This is a genomic window from Geothermobacter hydrogeniphilus (assembly GCF_002898515.1).
Classification (GTDB): Bacteria; Desulfobacterota; Desulfuromonadia; order Desulfuromonadales; family Geothermobacteraceae; genus Geothermobacter_A.
In genome coordinates this window covers 12,468-36,409 of the sequence record NZ_PPFX01000044.1, presented here as the reverse complement: position 1 = coordinate 36,409, position 23,942 = coordinate 12,468, and the positions used below count along the sequence as shown (strand labels likewise).

General features: G+C 62.4%; 16 protein-coding genes and 1 pseudogene. 8 read left to right on the top strand and 9 right to left on the bottom strand.

All coding sequences use genetic code 11. The annotated features are described in order from the left end of the window. Positions 1–24: 24 nt before the first annotated feature. Positions 25–816: a hypothetical protein gene (locus C2E25_RS14960; RefSeq protein ID WP_103116529.1), complete on the bottom strand. Its 792-nt coding sequence runs from the start codon at positions 814–816 to the stop codon at positions 25–27. Positions 817–1,519: 703 nt separating this feature from the next. On the opposite strand from C2E25_RS14960, the gene C2E25_RS14955 reads away from it, so the two are divergent. From C2E25_RS14955 to C2E25_RS14930, 6 genes are all read left to right on the top strand, one after another. Next, a complete protein-coding gene (locus tag C2E25_RS14955; RefSeq protein WP_233189449.1) occupies positions 1,520–3,325 on the top strand; it encodes a chloride channel protein in 1,806 nt (601 codons plus the stop codon). 191 nt (positions 3,326–3,516) lie between these two features. Further along, positions 3,517–4,095, top strand: coding sequence for a YceI family protein (locus tag C2E25_RS14950; RefSeq protein WP_103116527.1), 579 nt, complete (start codon positions 3,517–3,519; stop codon positions 4,093–4,095). 23 nt (positions 4,096–4,118) lie between these two features. Then, on the top strand, positions 4,119–5,213 hold the full coding sequence (locus C2E25_RS14945; RefSeq protein ID WP_103116526.1) for a type III polyketide synthase: 1,095 nt from the start codon (positions 4,119–4,121) through the stop codon (positions 5,211–5,213). Between the two features lie 102 nt (positions 5,214–5,315). Further along, on the top strand, positions 5,316–8,180 hold the full coding sequence (locus C2E25_RS14940; protein WP_103116525.1) for an efflux RND transporter permease subunit: 2,865 nt from the start codon (positions 5,316–5,318) through the stop codon (positions 8,178–8,180). Next, the gene (locus C2E25_RS14935; protein WP_103116524.1) at positions 8,177–8,932 is read left to right on the top strand and encodes a ubiquinone/menaquinone biosynthesis methyltransferase; all 756 of its coding nucleotides are present in this window, start codon (positions 8,177–8,179) and stop codon (positions 8,930–8,932) included. Before C2E25_RS14940 ends, C2E25_RS14935 begins: the two co-directional genes overlap by 4 nt. After that, entirely contained in the window at positions 8,929–9,384 is a 456-nt protein-coding gene (locus C2E25_RS14930) for an NUDIX hydrolase (protein WP_103116523.1), read from the top strand. Before C2E25_RS14935 ends, C2E25_RS14930 begins: the two co-directional genes overlap by 4 nt. An 18-nt stretch (positions 9,385–9,402) precedes the next feature. Here the strand turns inward: C2E25_RS14930 and C2E25_RS14925 are convergent, their stop codons facing one another. The 7 genes from C2E25_RS14925 to C2E25_RS17550 form a co-directional block, all read right to left on the bottom strand. After that, positions 9,403–10,737, bottom strand: coding sequence for an HD-GYP domain-containing protein (locus C2E25_RS14925; RefSeq protein WP_158247286.1), 1,335 nt, complete (start codon positions 10,735–10,737; stop codon positions 9,403–9,405). Between the two features lie 728 nt (positions 10,738–11,465). Continuing rightward, positions 11,466–13,778: an FAD-dependent oxidoreductase gene (locus tag C2E25_RS14920; protein ID WP_103116521.1), complete on the bottom strand. Its 2,313-nt coding sequence runs from the start codon at positions 13,776–13,778 to the stop codon at positions 11,466–11,468. A gap of 82 nt (positions 13,779–13,860) precedes the next feature. Next, complete coding sequence (locus C2E25_RS14915; protein ID WP_085010921.1) at positions 13,861–15,504, bottom strand: glutamate synthase-related protein; 1,644 nt, start codon at positions 15,502–15,504, stop codon at positions 13,861–13,863. After that, positions 15,492–16,598: a class II glutamine amidotransferase gene (locus C2E25_RS14910; protein WP_103116520.1), complete on the bottom strand. Its 1,107-nt coding sequence runs from the start codon at positions 16,596–16,598 to the stop codon at positions 15,492–15,494. The genes C2E25_RS14915 and C2E25_RS14910 overlap by 13 nt, the downstream gene beginning before the upstream one ends. A 546-nt stretch (positions 16,599–17,144) precedes the next feature. Beyond that, a complete protein-coding gene (locus C2E25_RS14905; protein ID WP_103116519.1) occupies positions 17,145–18,410 on the bottom strand; it encodes an ammonium transporter in 1,266 nt (421 codons plus the stop codon). 394 nt (positions 18,411–18,804) lie between these two features. Further along, complete coding sequence (locus tag C2E25_RS14900) at positions 18,805–19,872, bottom strand: branched-chain amino acid aminotransferase (RefSeq protein WP_103116530.1); 1,068 nt, start codon at positions 19,870–19,872, stop codon at positions 18,805–18,807. Between the two features lie 127 nt (positions 19,873–19,999). After that, positions 20,000–20,167 carry a hypothetical protein gene (locus C2E25_RS17550; RefSeq protein WP_158247285.1) on the bottom strand — a complete coding sequence of 56 codons (168 nt, stop codon included), beginning with the start codon at positions 20,165–20,167 and terminating at the stop codon, positions 20,000–20,002. A 206-nt stretch (positions 20,168–20,373) separates the two neighbouring features. Here C2E25_RS17550 and C2E25_RS14895 point away from each other — a divergent pair, with 206 nt between their 5' ends. Beyond that, on the top strand, positions 20,374–20,679 hold the full coding sequence (locus C2E25_RS14895; protein ID WP_103116518.1) for a J domain-containing protein: 306 nt from the start codon (positions 20,374–20,376) through the stop codon (positions 20,677–20,679). A 327-nt stretch (positions 20,680–21,006) separates the two neighbouring features. Here the strand turns inward: C2E25_RS14895 and C2E25_RS14890 are convergent. After that, positions 21,007–21,984: pseudogene (locus C2E25_RS14890) on the bottom strand (sigma-54-dependent transcriptional regulator); the annotation flags it as partial. Between the two features lie 85 nt (positions 21,985–22,069). Between C2E25_RS14890 and C2E25_RS14885 the strand changes: the two are divergent. After that, entirely contained in the window at positions 22,070–23,914 is a 1,845-nt protein-coding gene (locus tag C2E25_RS14885) for a VIT domain-containing protein (RefSeq protein WP_103116516.1), read from the top strand. Positions 23,915–23,942 lie beyond the last annotated feature (28 nt).

Below are 23,942 nucleotides of genomic sequence, written 5' to 3'. Positions count from 1 at the left end.
CTTTTGCTTTATTATTTCAATATGTTAGCAGATTTTTCTGTCTGCGAAAGTTGAGTTTATAATTTGCCCTGTAATTCTGTTTAGTATTGGTAACAAAGCACTTGTGATTACAGCTTCTTTGTGGTTCAGATGCGTAACCCCGAGACTCTCTCTGGTATTTCCTGTTCGAATATGAGCACATTTGTCACGGACTGAATGGAGAGTAGAAGACGGCTTCCCAATAAATCCAGCCTCTTTGAATAGTTCTTCGTATGTCTTTAAGTGTTGTTCAAGCTCTTCCTTTTTCCACAGACCATTTTTTTTGAAATTTTTTTCAAGAATTTTGTAGTAGGATAAAAACCTATACTGAAGTGGAATCCTTTCGTCCCCACCATCCACAAACAGCCGCAGGTCCTCACGAAATGACATCGAATGGAAAAACAGATTTTTTGTGTTGTCTGGGTTGAAAACGTCTTTCCCGCTTAGACGGGTTTCTAGCCCAAACTTAAGAGGCTGATCATCACTAAAAAATGTCCATGCAGTTAACGGGAAGTAGTCTGCTTTATAACTATAAGTCAACCTTAATACAGTAATTAAATGTTCTTTTGTTGTTTGAAGTAGTGGCAAAACTTCATCTGGAATTACTTTTTCATCAAGATTTGGGATTATGAGCCTGGCAAATTCTGGCACCCCATCTTGGTCGGCATACAGAGCAAACTCATAAGTATCTGGAAGGCGTTCGGGCTTTATATCAAACTTGAATGCAGGAGTCCGTTCATTGGAATCTTTAATGCCACCTCTGAGGGGTTCTAGTAACCAATAATAGGCACAGTACATATTACAAACTCTTGAGGGCTAACAGGGGTTAGACAGTGACTGCCATATCGCATATGGCCCCCACTGTGTTATTAAATATGGCAGTGGAAAGAGTTTCTTTGGTATTCTATATTTCTCCATAAACGCAAAAAGCCGCACCCGCTGCGATTGCAGCGGGTGCGGCTTTTTGATTCTGGCGCGGATTCCTTCCGCTCATGGCCCCCTCCATTACCAGCAGATCAACAAAACACCTATCTTTCTAGCATGTTTCGCCACAATGAACAAGAAACATCTGCCGCCGACGGCGATCGGGACGGCCCACATCCCGAACCCGGCGGGAACCTCCGAACCGAGCGGCCGCCGGGGGCCAAGCCGCGAAAGCGGCACGGCGCTGTCGTTCCTCTGGGCATGTTGCCGCAATGGGGCCCAAATCCACCGGCAATTTCGGGATTCGGCTGTCGTTACGGCTGAATCTGCTTCGTTGCCTGCACCGCTTCGGTGCTCAACGCAGCTCGGCTGCGTCTGCGCCCGAATCGGCGCGGCGCCTCGCATCTCCACCCGTTCCGCCACCCTCGGTCCACAAAACAGCCGGTGGATTTGAGCAGGGCCTTTTCACTTGCTTTTTATGGTGTGAAATGGTTGATTAATCGCTGATCCCTGAATCCGTGAACGGGTTGCCGGCGAACAGCGCAAACCACTGATTCAGGTAATTTTTTGCACTTCCATGACTATGAACCCCTACCTGCTGCTGAAAAACTTCCTTCGAGAAATGGATGTCCGCTCCATGGGGCGGCCGCTGCTGTTGTCGTCGCTGGTCGGCATTGTCGCCGGACTCGGCGCGCTGTTCTTCTACGCCGGGGTGCACTGGGCCAACGAGCTGTTTCTCAGCGGCTGGGCCGGCTACCACCCGCCGCCGATCTCCACGGATCTCTCCGCCGCCTCACCGATCATCTCGCTGGCGATGGAGTACCGCTGGTTCCTGTTCCTGATTCCGGCCCTCGGCGGGCTGGTCTCCGGCTACCTGGTCTTCAAATACGCCCCGGAGGCCGAGGGGCACGGCACCGACGGCGCCATCGACGCCTTTCACAACAAGGGCGGGCAGATCCGCGGCCGGGTGCCGATCATCAAGTCGATCGCCTCGATCGTCACCATCGGCACCGGCGGCAGCGCCGGCAAGGAGGGTCCGATCGCGCAGATCGGCGCCGGTTTCGGTTCCTTTCTCGCCGCGAAACTGAAACTGGATGCCGCCGACCGCCGCATCCTGCTGTTGGCCGGGATGGCCGGCGGCATCGGCGCCACTTTCCGCGCCCCGCTGGGCGGCGCCCTGTTCGCCGTCGAAGTCCTCTACCAGGACCCGGAATTTGAACATGAAGGTCTGATCCCGAGCATCATCGCCTCGATCGTCGCCTACTCGCTGTTCGGCAGCCTGACCGGCTGGCAGCCGCTGCTGGTCACCCCGCACTTCGTCTTCGAACATCCCCGCGAGCTGGTGCTGTTCTTCGTGCTCGGCATCCTCTGCGCCAGCGTCGGCAAGTTCTACGTCAAGTTTTTCTACGGCGTGCAGAAACTGTTTCACGCCATCCGCATCGACCCGATCTTCAAACCGGCCATCGGCGGCCTGCTGCTCGGCCTGCTGGCCCTGGCGGTACCGCAGGTACTCGGCTCCGGCTACGGCATGGTGCAGGCCGCCCTCTACGGCAAGGTCGCCATCTGGGTGATGCTGGTGGTCGCCTTCGCCAAGATCGTCGCCACCAGCCTGACCATCTCGTCGGGCGGCTCGGGCGGCGTTTTCGCCCCCTCGCTGGTGATCGGCGCGATGCTCGGCGGCGCCTTCGGCCTGGCCGCCGAGGCCCTGTTTCCGGCGATGGTCCTCGATCCGCGCGCCTACGTGCTGATCGGCATGGCCGGCTTCTTCGCCGGGGTCTCCAACACCCCCATCGCCACCCTGATCATGGTCTCCGAGCTGACCGGCAACTACGCCCTGCTGGCGCCACTGATGCTGGTCTGCGTGGTGGCGATGATCGCCTTTCGCAAGAACACCATCTACTGCAAGCAGGTCGCCAGCCGGATCGACTCCCCCGCCCACCTCGGCGATTTCGTCATCGACGTGCTGGAAGGACTGAAGGTCGCGGACCTGGCGGAATACGGCCGGAAACCCCACCAGGTGGCCGAACACAAGACCCTCTCCGACATCCTCGAAGAGATCGCCGACGCCGAGGGCGCCTACTACCCGATCGTCGACAGCAACGGCAACATGACCGGCATTTTCTCGGTCAACGACATCCGCCGCATCCTCGCCGAGGACCTGCCGCCGACCCTGGTGCTGGCGCGCGACATCGCCAACGCCAACGTCATCACCGCCCGCCCCGACGAGACCCTCACCGACGTGCTGCGCAAGCTGACCAGCCGTGGGCTGGAAGAGATCCCGGTGATGAACATCAGCGACCCGCGCAAGGTACACTTCATGCTCTCCCGCCGCGCCGTACTGGCCCGCTACGCCAGCGAACTGGAAAAACGCAAGGGCCGGTAGAATCCTCCCGGTCATTCCCCGAAGAAAAAGATGGTAAAATGAGAGGCGTCAGCGCCGCCCGACTGACAACAGCGGGAAAAAACCGGCAATTGTCACCCCGCTGACAGCCGGTGTATTTTTTTTGATGCAAAACCGGACCCGAGGAGTATAATTCTGACTATTGTTGTCAGCTATCGTCGGAGATTCATCCCATGCGCGTCCTGATCATCCTGGCGACACTGCTTCTGCTGAGTGTCCCGGCCATCGCCACGCCCCTGTCGGGGAAATGTGAAATCCTCTTTTTCGGTTCTTCAACCCTGCACGACTTTGAGGGCAAAGGCAGCTGCGCCCCCTTCACCCTCGAAATAGAGCCGAACGGCAACCTCGACGACACCGGCATCGCCGTTCCGGTCGCCTCCATGGACACCGACAACGACAGTCGCGACGAAAATATGCGCGAGATGTTCGAAGCGGACAAATATCCGCGAATCATCGGCCACCTGCAATCGACGGCTGTCAAAGACCTGCGCACCCAGCTGCACCATGCTTTCGACAACGGCGGCACTTTCCCGCTGTCGCTGCGCATTCGTGACACCGAACAGCAGCTGAAAGCCAGAGTGCTGCAACTGATTGATACCCCCAAGGCCTTCAGTGTCGATTTTGAATTCCCGCTGTCGCTGGACAGCTATCACCTGGATCCCCCATCGATCCTGTTCATCTCCGTTGACGACGAGATCAGGGTTCAGGTCAAACTTCATCTCGCCCCCCTGCCGACCGCCTGGCAACCCTGACCCGAAAACAAGGAACGTTTTTCATGCTCCCCTCGATCCATGCCATTGCAACCGCCACTCCTGATATCGCCTACGACCAGAAAGAGGTCGGCAGCTGGATGCAGGAGCTGGCCGGTGACAACCAGCAACGCCGCATTCTCAAGGCCCTCTATCGCTCCAGCGGCATTGCCACCCGTCACAGCGTTATTCCCGGTTTCGGCCGGGATTTCTTTATCCAGGGCAGCAACGGGCAACTGACGGAACCCGGCACCGGCGCCCGCAATGCCATTTACGCCCGCGAAGCCAGGCAACTCGGTCTCAAGGCCGGACATGCTCTGCTGGAAAAAGCGGCAGGGTTTACACCGACTGAAATCACCCACGTGGTGACCGCCTCCTGCACCGGCTTCTTCAATCCCGGCCTGGATTATTACCTGGTCCGGGAACTCGGATTGCCCGCTTCGACCGAACGCTACCATCTCGGCTTCATGGGCTGTTACGCCGCTTTCCCGGCGCTGCGCATGGCGGACCAGTTCTGCCGGGCGAATCCGGAGGCGGTGGTGCTGGTCCTCTGCCTGGAACTCTGCTCGCTGCATATCCAGCTCGGCGACCGCGAAGATCAGCTGCTGGCCAACGCGCTGTTCGCCGACGGCACGGCGGCCGCCCTGGTCAGCGCCCGGCCGCCGCGCGCCGGGCAGACGGTCCTCGAACTGGAACGCTTCCAGTCGGCGCTGGTGCCGTCCGGTGAAACGGACATGGCCTGGACCGTCGGCGACAAGGGCTTCGACATCGCCCTGTCGAGCTACGTACCGAAGATTCTCGGCGCCAACATCGGCGGCGTGGTCGACGAACTGCTGGACGCGGGCGGCAGCCGCCGCGACCGGATCGGCGACTGGGCGGTCCACCCGGGAGGCAAGTCGATTATCGACCAGGTCGGCAAGGCCCTGCAGCTGCAACCGGAACAGCTGGCAGCCCCCCGCGCGGTGCTGCGCGACTTCGGCAACATGAGCAGCGCCACCATTCTCTTCGTGCTGCAGCGTCTGCTGGCCGAAAGCCGGGGCACCAAAGAACAGATCTGCGCCATGGCCTTCGGCCCCGGGCTGACGGTGGAACTGGGACTGTTGCGGCGCAACCGGGGCTAGGCTGATGAAAACCATCCACCTGCCGCGACTCAGCCCGGCCCCCTCCTCCACCATGGCGATCTTTCCCGGAGCTTTGACCACCCCGGGTTTCCGGGCCGCGACATGAACCGCAGCAGGCTGGTCCGCTGCTATTACCTGCTGCTCGGCCGGGCGCGCCTGCCGCTGCTGGCGTTGCTGGCGCTGCTGACGGGACTGCTGGCGCTGCCGGCTTCGCGGGTCGGCATCGAGCAGGACAACGCGTCGATGGTGGCGGCGGAACCCCTGCAGCAGGAGAGCTATCGCCATTTCAAGGAGCTTTTCGGTCGCGATGACCTGCTGCTGCTCGGCCTGCAGAGCGACGACCTGCTCAGTCCGACCGGCCTGGCACGCCTCGACCGTCTGACCCGCGACATCGAACAGCTGCCCGGCATCGCGCGGGTTTTCAGTCTCAGCAATGCCAGGACGGCCATCCCCGGCCCCTTCGGCGCCCAGCCGGCGGCACTGCTGCCCGATCTCGCGGCGGAGAATTTCAGCACCCGGCTGGATGAACGACTGCGGCAGAACCGGGAACTGGGCAGCCGTCTCCTGTCCCCTGACCGCACCACGGCCGCGATCCTGGCGGTGCCGAAGCAGACGGACGGCAACAGACTGCAGAACCTGGTCAGCGCCCTGCGACGCATCGGAGATGAACTGCCGCCCGGCAACCGGCTTTACCTGACCGGAATACCGGTACAGAAGGCAGACGTCGCCCGCGCCATCCAGCGCGACCAGCGGGTGATGATTCCGCTCTCGGTCCTGGTCCTGGGGCTGTTGTTGCTGCTGCTCTTCCGGCGGCCGCTCGGCGTGCTGCTGCCGCTGGCGGTGATGGCCATCAGCCTGGTCTGGACCATCGGCCTCTACAGCCTCGCCGGACTGCAGCTCAATACCGTGACCGCCCTGCTGCCCCCGGTGATCATGGTCCTGGCAGTGGCGACCTGCATCCACCTGCTGCACGGTTGGCTGGAACTGGCCGGAGAACGGGGCGAGGTCCGCACCCTGCTCGCCCACCGCATGGCCACTCTCTTCACCCCCTGCCTGCTGACCGCCCTGACCACGGCCATCGGTCTCTTCTCCCTCACCGTCTGCGATGTTCCGGCAGTGCGGTATTTCGGCCTCTACGCCGGTCTCGGCGCCCTGCTGTCCTTCGCCCTGGCCACCACCCTGGTCCCGGTCATTCTCAGCTGGCGGCCGTTGCCGCAGCGCCATGCCGCCCGGCCGCCGCGGCTGCTGCGGCGGGGGCTGCGCCGCGCCACCCGGCTGGTGCTGTGGCGACCGGCCGGCGTGCTGCTGGCCGCCGGTCTGCTCAGCGCCCTGGCCCTGCCGGGACTCGGACAGATCCGCAACAACACCGACCTGGTACGGTTCTTTCGCCCCACGGCGCCGTTGTACGCCGACACCCTGGCGCTTGACCGCAGTCTCGGCGGCGTTGAAACCATCGAGATGATGCTGACCCGAAAGGACGGCAAAGCCTTCGACGCCGACCAGTTGCAGCGCCTGGCCGACTGGCAGCGGGAACTCCAACGCCACCCGGAAATCACCGGCAGCTTCGGCCTGCCCGACCTGCTCGGCGTCCTCTGGCGGGCCGAAAATCCCGAACGCACCGCATCACTGCCGACCGATGACGCGCAGCTGCTCGACCTGTTTGATCTGCTGTCCGGCATCGGCGACCGACAGCTGGTTCGCCGCCTGGTCAGCGCCGACCTGCGCCACACCCGCCTGAGCATCCAGCTGCACCTGCTCGGCAGCGCCGAGGCGAGCCGCCTGGCAAATGAACTGCTCGCCGAAGGGCGATCACGGCTCGGAGAGGGGATTTCCCTGGAGGCCACCGGCGGTTTTCTGCTGATGAGCGGCGACTCCAACCGCCTGGTACGCAGCCTGCTGATGAGTTTCGGCCTTTCACTGGTGCTGATCCTGGCCGCGCTCTATGCCGCCTTCCGCAGCTGGCGGCTGCTGCTGGTCGCCCTGGCGCCGAACCTGATCCCGTTGCTCTGGACCGGCGGACTGATGGGCTGGTTCGGCATCGATCTGAACACCGGCACCGCCATGATCGCCGCCGTCACTATCGGCCTGGTGGTAGATGACACCATCCACTTCCTGCATCGCTACCGACGCGAACAGCACGGCTACGGCAAACCCGCCCTGGTACGCACCACCCTCGGCGTAGGCCCGGCGCTGGTGATCTCGACCCTGGTGCTGGCCCTCGGCTTCTGGGTCGGTGTCTTCGGCAGCTTTCTGCCGACCAGCTGGTTTTCGCTGCTGACCGGAACCACCCTGGTCGGCGCCCTGCTCTGCGACCTGCTGGTGCTGCCGGCCGGGCTGCTGGTGCTGGAGCGGCTGCGCCGGCGGAAACACGCCGCGGTCATGCTGCTGTGCCTGCTGTTGTTCTGCGCCCTCCCGGCATGGGCGGCCGGCTCCCTGCCGCAACAGCTGCAGCAAAATGACGCCGACCTGCCGGTGCGCAGTGTCCTGCTGCCGACCGACCCGCCTCATGTCGGCAGCCTCAGGCTGCTCAAGCGCGGAACAGCGGTGGTGCTGCAGACCGACCTGGAAACCACCCTGCTGCGCCGGGTGCTGGCCGCCATCAGCCGCAGTGAACAACAGCGCTGGCCCGCTGGCAGGCCGGGACATGACGCCATGCTCGGGTATCTCGACATGCTGAGCGCCGCCGGTGCCGCCGCCGAACAACGGGTGGCCGGCATCCCGGCCGGAAGCGATCGCCGGCGGCGGCTGCAGATCGAATTCATCGCCGCGCCACCCGACTACCGGCTGGCCTTCTTCCTGCCCGACAGCCGGGGAAACAGGGCGCTGCTCGCCAGCCGCTCCATCGGCAAGGATTTCTGCCTGGCCGAAATGCGTGCCATTCTCGGTGAGCAGCTTAAACTGGACAGCGAGGGGGTCGACAGAATTCTGGCGGCCCTGCTGGAACCACATTCCATGGAGCAACCATGAGCCGCTTCAACCTCAACAGCCGTGACTGGCTCGACACCCCGGAACGCAAACGGGACTACAACCGCAAACATTTCGCCGCCGCCGCCGCCGGCTATGACCGGGCCACCATCGTCATGAGCCTCGGCCGCGACCGGGCCTGGAAGCGGCTGCTGATCGACAGCCTGCCCGACCACCCGGCGCCGCGCTGTCTCGACCTGGCCTGCGGCACCGGCGACATCTGTGACCTGCTGGCCGACCGTTACCCGCAAGGGGAGATCATCGGCCTCGACCTGACCCCGGAAATGCTCGACATGGCGCGACAGCGGCCGCATGCCGGCAACATCAGCTTTATCGAAGGGGACATGGCGGCAACCGGCTTCGAAGATGCGAGTTTCGACCTGATCACCGGCAGCTACGCCCTGCGCAACGCGCCGCGCCTCGATCAGGCGCTGACGGAAATCAGGCGCCTGTTGAAACCGGGCGGCAGTGCCTGCTTCCTCGACTTCGCCCGTGCCGAATCGGCCCCCGGCCGCCGCCTGCAGTACCTGCTGCTGCGCTCCTGGTGCGGGCTCTGGGGACGCATCCTCTCCGGCAGCTGGCAGGTACACGGCTATATCGCCGAAAGCCTGGCCCGCTACCCGGAACCGGACCGTCTGCAGGCGATGCTGGACGAGGCGGGGCTGCGGCCGATCAGCCGACAGAGCCTGTTCGGAGGGATGATGAGCCTGCTGCGGGTGGAACGCCCGCGTGAAACCGGAGGAGAGGAACCGTGACGCGACCACTGCATACCGTTATCGTCAGCTGCCTGGTGCGAAATACGTCCGATGAGATCCTGCTGATCCGTCACCCGCGGCGCGGCTGGGAACTGCCGCAGGGGCACGTCGAGTCGGGTGAGGAACTGCTTGCCGCGGCGACGCGGGAAGTCCGGGAGGAAACCGGGATCGAGGTCAGGATCGAACGCCTGGCGGCCATCTTCTCCAAGCTCGAACCGCAACCGTCGGCGGTGATTTTCGGATTTCTGGGAAGCGCCGTCGGCGGGCAGTTGACAACCAGCGACGAAAGCCTCGAAGTCGGCTGGTTCGACGAGAAGACGGCGCGAAAGCTGCCGGAGCACCCGGTCAACCGCGAACGGCTCTCCGACCTGCTCAACCATGACGGTGCCATCCTTTACCGGGCCTACAGCATGAGCCCCTACCGGCCGCAGTCCGGCAGGGATCTCGGTTGACCCCCGGGAGAAAGTGCCTCAGGGCAGGTAGTCGGCGACCTGGATGCCTCGCGACAGGGGATTGACCTCGCCGACAATCCGCTGCATGTCCGCGCCGACCAGGTCCAGCGACTCCGGTGAAGCCAGTTCCCGACCGTCGGCATCGAGCAGAATTTTCAATCGCACCGACTCGTCCTCGGCAAACCCGACCCGGCTCACCAGCCCGATCTGGTTGCTGTTGAGCCGCACCAGGCTGCCGACCGGGTAGGAGCCGAGATCGGCGGCAAAATTTTCCAGCAGTTGCGGATGATAGAGGCTGCCGGCGGACTCGCGCAGCCGCGCCATCGCCCCGCGCGGGGTCATCGCCTGCTGGTAGGGACGCAGGGTGGTCATGGCGTCATAGGCATCCGCGATCGCAACCATGTGGACATAATCGGGCATCGGTACAGAACGCACACTCGCAGGATAGCCACTGCGGTCATAACCAAGGTGGTGCCCCAGAGCGATGGCGATGGCCGCCGAAGGCACATCCTCCATCTGGCGAAGAATCTCCGCCCCTTCCAGGGGATGGTCCTTGATCCGCTCGAATTCTCGGCTGGTCAGACGCCCCGGCTTGTTGATGATGGCGATATCGATGCGCAGTTTGCCGAGATCATGCAGCAGGGCGCCAAAACCGAGAACCCGCAGCCGCGTTTCATCAAGGCCACTGGCCCGACCGACCGCGAGCGCGATGACCGCCACATTGACCGAATGGCGGAAGGTGTAATCATCATAATCCTTGATCAACGAGAGGGCGAGCAGGGCGTGCGGTTCGGTGAGGGTCGTTTCGACCATCGCGCGCACGGCCGCTATCGCCGCTCCCGACTGCGGAATCTTCCCCATCCGCACGTCGTTGAAAATCGAATCGGTAACATCGATCGCCTGCTGGTAGACCTTGTCGGCAGCTTGCGCGGAATCCCGTTCCTCCTCATCCTCGACCAGCCGCGCCTCGATATGCCGCAACCCGGCCCGACGGCAGCCCTCCAGCAATTGCTCCGGGCTGCCGGGTCCGGTCAGCAGCACCAGGAAGTCGGCCAGCTCGCGGGCACTGACCCCGGGAGTGAAAACGATGCTGGCAATCATCCGGCCGGAGAGGACCGCCAACAGGTTCTCGGCCGCAGCCAGTGGCTCGGTAAACAACCGGTCATCACAGAACAGGGTCTGTTGATGCGCCCCGAGCACCACCTGCGGCCGTCCGTGCAGCATCCGTTCAAGGCACAGCAGCCAGTCGTTCACCTGTCGCTGCAGGTTGGGATGCTGCGCCGGGTAGAGCTTCAGCCCCTGGACCGCGCGCAGCATCGCCTGAATCATTTCAACCGGTCCGGCCTCGTCCATCATTCCCTCCCGCCTGACAATTTAGCCCAACCGGCGGCACCGACCCAAGACAAAAAAGCCGTCCCGACCCCACAGCGGGGGTCGGGACGGCTTTGAAGCGTTGCCAGATGGGGGGGTAGCAGACACGTATCGACCGCCCTCGCAGAAAACCGCGGGGTCGCGGCCCCGCCCGCCGCCCTACTCTTTTGTGCGCACAAAAGAGTAGGCAGAAAAAGCGCCCCGAATATCTTGCCCGCTAGCGCGGGTTCCCTCCGTTCGGCAGACGTTTCGGGGCCGGGACGAAAACTCGGCTACGCCTCAAACATTCGTCCGGCTCTTTCCCGAAACGCCCACCTCTCTCCGGCTGCGATAACACGGGGAGGGCAAGTCAAAAAAAATCAAACCCATTGAACCGCCTCGAACCTGCAAACCGGTCCGAGGCGGTCGAGATTCGTGCGGATATCGGCCGCCCCCAACACCACCGTTGAAGGCGGTCGAGACGTGCGTAGATGCAAGGCGTCTCGCAACTGAAGGAGTGAGGTGTAGCGGCAGCTACTCCGCAGCGACTGAAGATGCGAGCAACGCAGCAGATGCGTGCGTATCGGCCGCCCCCAGCACCACCGTTCCGAGGCGGTCGAGACGTGCCTGGATGCAAGGCGCGCGAAGACTGAAACCGCAGGTGTAGCGACAGCTACATCGAGGATTGAAGGCTGAGTGCAACGCCGCAGACGGGTGCGTATCGGCCGCCCTCACACAACTTGTTCCATGGCCCATACTCCGCACGGACAGATCCCCGCGCAAACACTGCAGCCGATGCAGACCTCGTCATCCGAAACATACTCGAAGCCGCCGTCCTCCTTTTCCACCCGTCGGATAGCCCCTTCCGGGCAGGCCTCAAGACACATGGAACAGTCGCGGCAGGTGCCGCAGGAGATGCAGCGCAGGGTCTCCTCCTTACCGTCGGTGACGCAGAATTTGCCGCGGTTGCGCGGTTTGAACAGCTCCTTTGAGAGGCAGCTCTGGTTGATCATCTCCGGCTTGACGATCGGCGTCAGCTCACGGCCGGCGAACAGGTCATTGACATAGGCGATCGCCTCCTGTCCCTGGCCGATGGCGTGGGTCAGCAGCCCCGGCTGGATGGTGTCACCGATGGCGAACACCCCCGGCGCCTTGACCACCTGGCCGCAGGCGTCGACATCCATCATGCCGCGCTCGGTCAGCCATTCGCGCGGCACGTAGGAAAGGTCGGGACGCTCACCGATGGAGATGATGACGTCGTCGGCCTCGATCAGTTCGCCCTCTTTGGTCACCAGCCCCTGCTCGGTGATCTTCTCGGTGAAGACCGGCCAGCGCACCTCGCCGCCGAGGGCCTTGACGTGGTCGATCTCCTTCTGGAAGGCCGAGGGCCGCTGGACGTCGATGGCGATCACCTTCTCTGCTCCCATGGCGTAGGCGCCGAGGCAGACATCCATGCCGGCGTTGCCGGCACCGATGACCACCACCCGCTTGCCAATTTTCGGCTTTTTCCCGGCGTTGACGGCCTTGAGAAAGTCGAGCCCCTTGAGCAGCCGTTCATGGCCGGGGAAGGGAATGACCACCGGATTGTGGGCGCCGGAGGAAATCACCACCGCGTCGTAGTCGGCGCGGATGCGGGCGAACAGCTCGGCGTCGACCGGGGTGTTGGCACGGACCTCGATCCCCAGTTCCTTGATCCGCCGGATCTCGCTGTTGAGGGAATCCTCGGGCAGCCGTTCCGGCGGAATAACCTGGCGCAGCTTGCCGCCGACCTCCTCGTCGGCCTCGAAAACCGTCACCTGGTGGCCGGAGAGCCGCGCCTGCCAGGCCGCCGAAAGGCCGCCGGGACCACCGCCGATCACCGCCACTTTCCTGCCGCTGTCGGGCTGCGGCTCGGGAGCCGGAATGTCCCGCGACAGCCGGCCGAGGGCGGCCATGCTGACCGACTTGTCGACATACTGGCGGCTGCAGGCGTCCATGCAGGGGTTGGGACAGACCTCACCGCAGACCGACGCCGGGAAGGGCGAATACTTGAGCACCAGCTGCAGCGCCTCCTCGTGCTTCCCCTGGCGCAGCAGGTTGATGCGATCCTGGGTGGGGATATTGGAGGGGCAGGCGACCTGGCAGGGAGCACCGAAACGCTTGTCCTGCCAGTGGGGAATCTTCAGCCGGTCGGCGCCGACGTTGACCAGGCCGCCGACATGCTGGTAATCATCCTGGACCACATCGCCGAAGATGCCCCCTTCGATCCATTTTTGCGTGCGGAACTCGCGCATGCTGATGCGGCTGTGAACATGGCGCTCCTCGTAGGACTTGGCGACGATCTTCTTCCAGCGGGAGAAATCGGTCAGCTCCGCCAGCAGCGGGCCGCGACCGATCTTTTCCAGGAACACCGGCATCCCGGTGGCGAGAAACTCACGGTCGGCCTCATCGAGATCGAGCAGCCAGACGTCACCGGAAAGGCCTTCGACCGGACCACGGACATAGATGGTGCCACCGACCATGCCCATGCAGGCGCGGTCGCCGAGAACCGAGGGCTCATCCTCGCAGCCGTGGCCGCAGATCACGGCGACACCGCCGCCCATGAATTCAAAACAGAAGGAGCCGGTACGCTTGAGGACCCAGAATTCCGGCGGCTCGTAGGCCGGATCGTGCTTCATCAGTGAACCGGAGCGGGTGCCGACCCGGCCGGCGACATAGATTTTCCCCGCCGCGGCACAGTGGGCGGTGGTGTCGCCGCCGTCACCGAGGATGGTCAGCTCGGCGCCGGCGTTGAGCCAGCCGGCATCGGCCGGAGCCGAGCCCTCGACGACGATTTCGGTTCCTTCGAGGCCGAAAGAGCCGACCCGCTGGCCGGGATTTTTCACCCGAAATTTCAGCGACGCGCCGTCCTCGGTCCAGAGCGGCCCGCCGATATCGTGATGTCCCGAGGAGAGCACTTCGAACTCGGTCTCTCCGGCATCGAGTGCCGCGTAGATTTTCTGCAGCAGCTGCTGGGTGGAAATGCGCTTGTTCTGGTCATCAAAACCGATAATTTTCGCTGACATAAAAACCTCAAGAGAATCGGCAAAAGGCCAAGGGCTAAGGGCTAAGGGGTAAATCCTTTCGCCTTTGGCCCTTCGCCGGGTCTTAACATACGTACTGAATCTGCAGTTTATCGGCCACGGCGCGATCGGTCGCCACCAGGGCGTCAGAACGGCCGACCGGCAGGGAACTGTTGCCGATCGGGGCCATCAGTTTCTTCAATTCAGTGTCCATCGCCAGGAAATAGTTGACGATGTTCTGCGCTACCCGCTCCGGGTCGAGCCGGTGCACCAGCGGCGGCTCCTGGGTGGTGATGCCGACCGGGCAGAGACCGGTGTTGCAGGCGTTGCAGCGCCCCTGGTCGTTGCCGACGCAGCCGGCCATCTGCAGGATCAGCTTGCCGGAGAAAACGCCGTTGGCGCCGAGGGCGATCATCTTGAAGGCGTCGGCGGCGAGGTCGCCGGTCTTGCCGAGGCCGCCGGCCGCCCAGAGCGGAATCTGCCCCTGACGCCCCTGGGCCACGGCGGCCAGGTAGCAGTCGCGCAGCTTGGAGACGATCGGATGACCGGTGTGATCGAGGGAGACCTCGTGGGCGGCGCCGGTGCCGCCGTCGATGCCGTCGAGGAAGAAGCCGCCGACGATGTTGTAGGGATCGCGCACCAGGTTGTTGAAGACCGAGACCGAGGTCGACGAAGCGGCCACCTTGATCGCCACCGGCACCCGGAACTTGAAGGCGGCGTTGAAGGAGAGGAACATCTTCTGCACGCTCTCTTCGATCGAATAGAGCCCCTGGTGGTTGGGCGGGGAGAGCAGGTCGGCCTTGGGCACGCCGCGGATCGCCTGGATATGCTCGGCGACCTTCTGCGCCATCAGCAGGCCGCCGTCGCCCGGCTTGGCCCCCTGGCCGATCTTGATCAACACCCCGGCCGGATCCTCGATCATGTGCGGCATCGCCTTGGCGATCCGGTTCCAGCCGAAATGCCCGGAAGCGATCTGCAAAATCATGTATTTCAGGTAGCGGGACTTGAGCAGCCGCACCGGCACACCGCCCTCGCCGGAACACATCCGCACCGGCAGCCCGCACTCCTCGTTGAGATAGGCGGTCGCCATCGCCACCGCTTCCCACATCCGCCAGGAGAGGGCGCCGATCGACATGTCGCCGATCACCACCGGGTAGATCCAGCGCACCGGCGGCGTGCTGCCCTCGGTCCGCAGCAGACCCTCGGGACCGACCCCCAGAGGCAGTTTCTGCGGCGGCAGGATGCGGCCGAAGGGCGCCAGCAGGTCAAAGGTATGCCGCTGAGCGTCGAGGCTCGGGTCGGTCATCTGCGAAATCCGCCCGACGCGGATCTTGTCCAGGGTGCGGACCGTCGATTCGAGATTCTTGCGCCCGCCGCGCTTGATCGAATCGCCGCCGAGACAGCGGGTGACGATCGGATGACGGGTGTCCGGATTGCGCTCCGGGCGGATGGCGTCGTTGGGGCAGACCTTTTCGCAGATCCCGCAGCCACGACAGTAATTCTTCACCGACTTCACCTGGCGGATGACCGGCACCGCGGAAAAGCGGGCCTTCGGCTCCGGCAACTCACTCTCGGAAAAGACCATCCGCCGCCGTTCCACCTTGGCCTCGATGGCCCGGAACGAACAGGCCGAGACACAGGACCCGCAGAGGGTGCAGCGGCTGGCGTCGTAACGGATTTTCCACGGCAGGTCGTTGGGGGTGACGTCCTGAACTCTCATTGTTTCCATCGCTGCACCTCCAGATCATTGCCGATGGCGACAATTTCCCGCTCGTTGGGATAGATGTCGGTCTCCCAGTCGCGCTCCGGAAGAACTTCGTTGATGCCGCAGACCTCGGAGGAGATGACCACCGTCTTCTCGTCGCGGCCGATCACCACCGGGCGCAGCTTCTTGGCGTCGCAGCAGGTGAACATGCTGTGATCCGGCAGCACACCGATAATGGTGTTGGGACCGTTGATTTCCAGGTGGGCGAGGGACTGGCGGATCGCCTTGAGCTGCTCCCTGTCCTCGCGCTGCTCGATCTCCTCGAAAGGCAGCGGGGTGACGACATGCTTGTAGTAGCGCAGCGGCCAGCCCAGTTCGTGATGCACGTAATGCAGGGTGTAGAGAAAACACTGCGAATCAGACTCGAAGCCGATGTAGCCGCGGTGCAGTTTACGCTGGAATTCGACGTTTTTCAGGTAGAAGGTATTCTCGCCGTTGGCCAGCGCCGTGTAACCCTGCAGGTGGAAGGGATGGGCGGCGTAGCGGACGATATCGTAGTTGGTGTTCTGCCGACACTGGGCGGTGATGACCCGGGCGGTGAACTTGTCATCGGGCTGCCAGAGATTGAAATAGGTGCCGATATCACGCGGATCGCCGATCTCCTTGAGGGTCACCACGTCGGGCCAGAAGGAGTAGACGAACCCCTCTTCGTTCGGTTCCAGGGCCTCGCGCAGCTTGAGACGCATATCGAGCAGCAGGTCCTCTTGTTCCTTCTTTTCACCGTTGCGCAGATGCTTCGGATAGTCGAAGGTTTCAAAGACGTAGTTGGGCATGGCGTTGATATCCAGACCGGGCTGCGGATTGGTCTCGGGGACCCACTGCAGCACCCGCTGGAAACCCGCCTCGTGAAGGATATCCTCAGCCAGCCGCACCCCCTCATCGGTGGCCGCCATCGACAGAGTCGGCAGTTTCTTGTAGTTTTCGAATATGCCGCCGAGGTCGTGCATGACCATGGCGAACCCGGAATTATCGTGCCCCTTCTGCTGCGACTGCATCAGCTGCAGCGCCATGCTCGGATGCACGAAATCGAGACTCTTGATTGCGCCGATTCGACACATTGGGCATCACCTCCATAAATTTTACCTGAATCCGTGAGTCCCTTGTCGGCGGATAGCACAAGTCATTGACCTGCCTGAGCTTCCCAAAAATCACCAGCGAACCTATGGGTGCGCTTCAGATTTTTGGAAATCCCATTCAGACCAGGCACTGGCACTCTCCATCCAACAGGAACTCACGGATTCGGGTTTTAGGCAAAGCTGTCAAAACACAGCCTGAAGTGGATTAGCAATTATCAAACCAATTGTTTGCAGAAATTTTAAAAACACTTCCATGAAATGGGGAACGGAATATAACATATCGACATAACAATTTTTTTTAAAATAGATAATATTTTTCAGTTTCTCATCGAGGCGACAAAATACCCCTTCTGGTCTAGATGTTTGGACTTACCCCTACTCATAGTAAGTAATATTAGTACTCTAATTTGGCGGCGGACCCGGCTCACAGGCAGACAAAAACCGGGACGATCCGCAGATCGTCCCGGTCCGTAAATCATCCGCAAAGCGTGGCGTCCCGGCCGGGACGCCACGAGCCGTAGCGGCACGTCAACTGTAGGCGGTCTCTGAATGCGCCACCTGGTCAAGCCCCATGCGCTCGTCATCCTTTTCGACCCGCAGCCCCATGGTGGCCTTGAGCACCAGCACCAGCACCAGGGTCACCACCACCGCGTAACCGCCGGCGGCGACCACGCCGATCAGCTGCACCCAGAACTGGTGAAAATTGCCCGAGACCAGTCCGGTGGCCCCGACCGTCGCGAAGATGCCGGTGGCGACCGCTCCCCAGGCTCCGCCGAGGCCGTGAACACCAAAGGCATCGAGCGAGTCATCGTAACCCAGCCGGTGCTTCAGCATCACCCCGCCATAGCAGACCGGCCCGGCGGTCAGCCCCATCAGCATGGCCCATCCCGGAGTGACGAAACCGGCCGCCGGAGTGATCACCACCAGCCCGGCAACGATGCCCGAGGCCGCCCCCAAGGCGCTCGGCTTGCCGGCGTGCAGCCACTCCAGCAGCATCCAGGAGAGCGCTCCGGCCGCCGCCGCGGTCTGGGTGGTGGCGAAGGCCAGGGCCGCGCTGCCGCCCGCCGACAGGGCGCTGCCGGCATTGAAACCGAACCAGCCGAACCAGAGCAGACCGGCACCGAGCAGGGTCATCGGCAGGTTGTGCGGCACCAGCCGCTCCTGCGGATAACCGATCCGGCGTCCCAGCGCCAGCGCCAGCACCAGGGCCGAGATTCCGGAGGAAAGATGAACCACGGTCCCGCCGGCAAAATCGAGGGCCCCCAGCTGCAGCAGCCAGCCACCATCCCCCCACACCCAGTGACAGAGAGGATCATAGACCAGCGTCCCCCAGAGCAGGATGAAGACGCAGTAGGTGGAAAACTTCATCCGCTCGGCGATCGCCCCGGAGATCAATGCCGGCGTAATCACCGCGAACATCCCCTGGAACATGATGAAGACGTAGGTGGGAATCGACCCCGTCAGGCTCTCGGGGGTGATGCCGCAGAGAAAAGCATTGGCCAGACCGCCGATGAAACGCCCCTCGCCGCCGAAGGCCAGGGAGTAGCCGATGGCGACCCACTGCACCCCCATGATCGCCATGGCGGCCACGGTGTGCATGGTGGTCGAGAGGACATTCTTGGAACGGACCATGCCGCCGTAGAAGAGCGCCAGGCCGGGCAGCATGGCCAGCACCAGAGCCGAAGAGACCAGCATCCAGGCGGTATCGCCGCTGTCGAGCCGGTCGGCGGCCAGCACCGGCGTTGCGGAAAGAAGCAGCAGCAGAGAAAAGAGAGTGGAAACAAGACGGGTCATCATGAACCTCCGGGGAAACCTCGTTGTTACCTGAATCAGCAAGCCCCTTGGCGGATAGCACAAGTCATTGGCCTGCCTGAGCTTCCCAAAAATCACCAGCGAACCTATGGGTGCGCTTCAGATTTTTGGAAATCTCACTCAGACCAAGCACTTGCACTCTCCATCCAACAGCAACTCACTGATCCAGGTTTTGGTACGGCGACAATGCCTTCCCGGAGAAATAGCAACCTGCGTGCCATAGAATATAGTTGTTATTTTTCGGCGAGTTACAGCAACAACATCTGCCAGCTGCCTAAAATTAAAGCAACCCGTTCCCCGCCAAGGCCAAAAAAAAGGCTCCCGCCGCAACGGGAGCCTTTTGTATCCGGATACCCCGGCGGGGGTACGGACTTCATCAGATTTCGACCACCCAGCCCTGGGTATCGGGCAGACGACCGTACTGAATGCCGGTCAGGGTATCGTAGAGTTTGCGGGTAATTTCCCCGGTGGTTCTGCCGTCACCGAGCAGTGCCGTCTTTCCCTGATAGGTGAACTGGCCGACCGGGGACACGACGACTGCCGTTCCGGTGCCGAAGGCCTCGGTCAGGCGACCGCTTTCGATCCCGGCAAAGATCTCATCAACCGCCAGCGCCCGCTCCTCGATCTCCAGCCCCATCCGCTGCGCCAGGGAGAGAATCGACCGACGGGTGATGCCGTCGAGAATGGTGCCGTGCAACGGTGACGTCACCAGCCTGCCGTCGTAGATGAAGCACATGTTCATGCTGCCGACTTCCTCGACATGCTGCCGGTTCTTCGCGTCCAGCCACAGCACCTGGTCATAACCCTGGCCGGAAGCCTCGCGGGCGGCGTAGAGGCTGGCGGCGTAATTACCGCCGGTCTTGACCTCGCCGGTGCCGCCATGGGCGGCACGCACGTAATGATCGGAAATCCAGATCTTGACCGGGGCCAGCCCCCCCTTGTAGTAGGCGCCGACCGGCGAAAGGATCACGTAGCAGTAGTACTGGTCGGCCGGGCGCACGCCGAGCATCGGCTCGGTGGCGATCATCGTCGGCCGGATATAGAGACTGGTGCCAGGGCTGCGCGGCACCCAATCCGCCTCCAGGGCGACCAGTTGCCTGATGGCGGCGAGAAAGAACGCCTCGTCGACTTCCGGCATGCACATCCGGCGGGCGCTGCGGTTGAAGCGGGCGACATTGTCGGCCGGGCGGAACAGCGCCACCGAACCGTCGTCGCGACGAAAGGCCTTGAGCCCCTCAAAGATTTCCTGGGCGTAGTGCAGCACCATCGCCGCCGGGTCCATACTGAAAGGCCCGTAGGGCTGAATCCGGGCCGAATGCCACCCCTGCCCGGTGGTGTATTCCATCAGGAACATGCGGTCGGTGAACTGCTTGCCGAAGACGAGTTGCGATTCATCCTCGATACGGGGTTTGGGATCTGGAATGGGAAGGACATCGATCTTCATCTTGGCGGCCTCCGGAAAATAAAAAATGGGAATGGGATTTTTTAGCACATTGCCCGAAGCAGCGGCAAGCAATTCCGAGATCCCGGATCCCTCAATGATTCCGGACAACGAGAACCACCCCGAAGCCTCAATCCTTTTCGCCCGCCGGCAGCGTGGCACCACCATACATCAGCCGCCGGCTGTTTTCGCGACATTCGTCCTCATGGAAACGACGCAGCAATTTCTCATACTCGGCCCGCTCAGCCCATTCTCCCAGACGGTAACCCAGGTCACTGACTTTCCACAGATCTTCCATTGCTTCCCTCCCAACGTTTTGTCCGGATCAGCAAACCCGGCCATCGACCCGGAGATGTCAGCAAGGAATTAAACAACTTGCCGCTACCTGTCAAGGTATTTTTTACTAAATATATTATAACGCTGTTATGGCATGCCCCGCGTATACAAACAAGGACGGGAACATTACACTCATCGGAACAACCAAGAGATTTACGGGAGAAAACCATGATCTATCGGGAACTGGAGGCGGCCCTCTCGATCCTCGGACTCGGACAGCGGGCAACCCTGGCCGAGATCAGGAATCGCTACCATCAACTGGCCCGCGAACACCATCCCGACGGCGGCACGGCGCGGGAGCCGGACCGGATGCAGCGGATCAATGCCGCCTATCAGCTGCTGCGGGACTATTGCGCCGGCTACCGTTACGATTTCAGTGAAGAGGAATTCTACGAACAGGATCCCGAAGCACGTCTGCGGCGCCAGTTCGCCGATGATCCGGTATGGGGCGGCCACGACGATCCGGCAGGCTGAGCAAAAACGTCCATCTGCGGCGCTGTCCTTCCCCCACCTCAACGACGTACCTTCCGGTACCCTGAATCAGTGAGTTTCTGTTGGATGGAGAGTGCAAGTGCTTGGCCTGAATGAGGTTTCCAAAAATCTGAAGCGCACCCATAGGTTCGCTGGTGATTTCTGGGAAGCTCAGGCAGATCAATGACTTGTGCTATCCGCCGACAAGGAACGCACTGATTCAGGGGTACGCCTTATTCCGCGGGGGTGCGGACGCCTTGCATCTGGACATTTTTGCTCAGCCTGGGGAACCTGACATTTCACCCCCCCTGCCGAATCCTTCCCCTCCCGATCAGCCAGCACATACTTCTTCACCGTGCGCCGGTCAAGGCCGGTGATGCGGGAGACCTCTTCGTAAGTGCCGTGCCGCCGGTAGAGCAGTCCGCAATAGCCGGCCAGCAGTTCGGAAACCGGCATCCGCCCCTGCTCGACCATCCTGCCGAACTGCTCCGCGGCCGCCGGGCGGACCGCCTCGCCGGCGTAACTGCCGTTAAGCAGCAGCCGCCGCACCGCCTGTTCCAGCTCACGCACATTGCCGGGCCAGGCATAATCACGCGGCAGTTGCCGTCGCAGTTCCGCACCCAACCAGGCGACCAGTTCCGGCGCGTCCTCCCCGACACTGCGCCGCACCACCACGCCGAGCAGCAGTTGCAATTCCCGCCCGTCCTCGCTCAACCGCTGCCGCAGAGACGGCACCTGAATGACATCGGAACAGAGCCGATAATAAAAATCATCACGGAACGCACCGCTGTCGCGCAACTCCTCCAGCGGCCGGTTGGTGGCGGCGATCACCCGCCCGGAAAACCGCTGGCGCTGGTGTGATCCGACCGGGCAGAATTCGCGCTGCTGCAGGACCTGCAGCAGCTTGATCTGGACCGGGATCTCCACATCGCCGATCTCATCGAGAAAAATGGCGCCGTGCGGCGAACAGCGGGAAAAGACCCCCTGGTACTGGTCGACCGCCCCGGTGAAGGCGCCGCGACGATGGCCGAACAACTCCGACTCGATCAGGGTTGCCGGATACTGGGAGAGGTTGATACCGAAAAAGGTCCGGGTGAAGCTCTCCTTGAAACAGCCCCGCCGCTCGTCAAAGGGGATATGCCCGGAGCGTCCGATGGCGGCCGCGGCCGCTCCCTTGCCGCAACCGGTCTCTCCCAGCAGCAGGGTGGAGAAATCCTCCATCCGGTCCCAGAGGAAGGATTCGAAGCGACCGATATCGGCGGTAAAGACATTGTGCCAGAGGCGACGCCGCAACTCGACCATGCACGGTATTTCGGCACGTTATAAGTATTCTGCAAGTATGGCACGGCTCCTGCGATAGGGATTGACCACAACCCGAACCCAGGAGAAGATCATGCGCTGTCATCACCCCAATCCGTTCTGTCTGCTGCTGACACGCCTCGTTGTCGGCCTGCTGCTCACCCTCGCCTTCGCCGCTCCCGGCCTGGCGGCCGGGCTGCTCAAACCGCTCAACGGCGGCAGCCCCCTCGCCATCACCTCCCACCAGGTCGAGGTGGTGATCAACAACGGCTTCGCCCGCACCGAGATCGACCAGACCTTCAGCAACCCCGCCGACGCCCCGCTCGAAGCCCTCTACACCTTCCCGCTGCCGAAACAGGCCAGCCTGTCCGAGTTGTCGATGTGGGTCGCCGAACAGGAACGGATCGGCGAGGTGGTGGAAAAGGAGAAGGCCCGGCAGCTCTACGAGGCGGAAAAGGCGGCCGGCAAACAGGCCGCGCTGAGCGAAAAAAACGACTTCAAGACCTTCGAAACCCGGGTCGGCAACATCCCGCCGGGCGGCGAGGTCCGCATCCGCATGGTCTACTACCAGCCGCTTGAGATCGACCTCAACGTCGGCCGCTATCTCTACCCGCTGGCGGAAGGAAATGTCGACGAGGAGCAGCTGCAGTTCTGGTCGGTCGACGACCGGGTCAGCGGCTCCTTCCGCTTTCACCTGCAGCTCAAATCGGCCTTCCCGGTCAAGGATGTCCGTTTGCCGGGGCTGCAGAACGAAGCGGTCATCAACCAGGCCGCCGGCACCGGCGAGCAGGGCAACGGCAATGACTACGAGGTCACCATCGACCGCCCCGCCGGCAGCATGGGCGGCCACAAGATCGCCACCCTGGCCGACGGCGTCAGCCGGGTGCTCGGCCAGCTGCGGAGCAACGACCGCTTCCGCCTGATCACCTTCAACACCAGGGCGCGTGACCTGACCGGCGGTTTTGTCCCGGCCGACCCCGGACGGGTGCAGGACTGGATCAAGCGGGTCAAAACCATCCAGGCCGGCGGCGGCACCAACCTCTTTGCCGGGCTCAAGGCCGGCTACCGGAACCTCGACGCCGATCGCACCAGTGCCACCATCCTGGTCACCGACGGTGTCGCCAATGTCGGCGAAACCGAACACCGGGCCTTTCTCAGGCTGTTGAAAAAATATGACGTCCGGCTCTTCACCTTCGTCATCGGCAACAGTGCCAACCAGCCCCTGCTCGACCGGCTGGCCGGAGACTCGGGCGGCTTCGCCATGAACATCTCCGACAGCGACGACATCACCGGACGACTGCTGCAGGCCAAGGCCAAGGTTCTTCACCAGTGCCTGCGCGACGTCAAGCTGGAAATCCGCGGTGGACAGGTGCAGCTGGACGCGCCGCAGACCCTCGGCAATCTCTACGCCGGACAGCAGCTGATCCTCTTCGGCCGCTACAGCACTCCCGGTGAGATCGGCATCACCCTGAAAGCCAAAATTTCCGGCCGGGAGCAATCCTGGCGAACGACGGCGATACTGCCGAAGGTGGATACCGACAATCCGGAACTGGAACGGCTCCGGGCGCTGGAAAAGATCGAACAGACCATGCAGCAGATTCGTGAACAGGGAGAGACCGATGCGCTGCGCTCCAAAGTTGTCGATCTCGGCCTGAACTCCTCCCTGGTGACCGATTACACCTCGATGCTGGTGGTCACCGACGATGTCCTGGAAAGCCACGGCATCGAGAAACGCAACGCCGACCGCGTCCAGCGTGAACGCCGGGCGCAACAACTGAAAACGACCCGGCCGGCAAAGAGCTACCGGGTCGACAACCAGGGCAAGGGCGCTTTCGGCGGCCGCAGCGCGCCGGGTCTCGGCCTCGGCTCCGGCCCGGTCGGCCCGCTCGGCGTGGCCCTGCTGGCCTGGCTGCGGCGGCGCAGAAACCAGCTGAAATAGACCCGCATCATTCGCAACCATGCGGCGG